The sequence below is a fragment of the Mesorhizobium sp. M4A.F.Ca.ET.050.02.1.1 genome (assembly GCF_003997725.1).
Taxonomy (GTDB): domain Bacteria; phylum Pseudomonadota; class Alphaproteobacteria; order Rhizobiales; family Rhizobiaceae; genus Mesorhizobium.
Window position 1 is genome coordinate 1 of sequence record NZ_RZSG01001450.1, and the last position, 554, is coordinate 554.

Sequence of the window (554 nt, forward strand, 5' to 3'; positions counted from 1 at the left end):
AACCCCCCCCCCCCCTCACCCCCCCCCCCTTCTTCCCCGCCACTCTGCGCGATCTCTCCTACATCGCCGCCAACCTGCGCCCCGAGGACCGCGCCGAGATCGACTGCCAGCTCGACCATTGGACGCCGGCGCTGCTGGCGCTCACTGCCTTGCAGGGCATTGCCTATGTCGCCGAGCTCGACGGCAATCCGGAGGCCGGCTTCGGCGCCGCCGAGCAGCGCGGCGGGCTGTGGATCGCCTAGAGCTGGGGCACGCGCCGCATGCGGCGCTGCGTGCCTCAGATCACGCGCTTCTTTCATACCGTGCTTGGCCCCCAGGTCGCGGCCAGGGGCGCCTGGCGGGTCGAGGCGAGGGCGCTTGCCGGGAACAATCTTGCCTTGCGCTGGCTGGACAGGCTCGGCGCCACGCAACGCTGCCGCCTGCCAGGCTACGGCAAGAACGGCGAAGATTTCTTCCTCTATGACTGGACAAGGGAAACGTGGAAAAATGTGTCTGTTTCAAAAACCGCCGGAACTGAGGCCGCTGCCGCCGACGCCGACCGCGCGGGACAAGGA

Annotated in this window: 1 pseudogene; it reads left to right on the top strand. The window is 68.4% G+C overall.

Going from position 1 to position 554, the window contains the following annotated elements:
* Nucleotides 1-242: pseudogene (locus tag EOA33_RS41235) on the top strand (hypothetical protein); the annotation flags it as partial.
* Nucleotides 243-554: the final 312 nt, after the last annotated feature.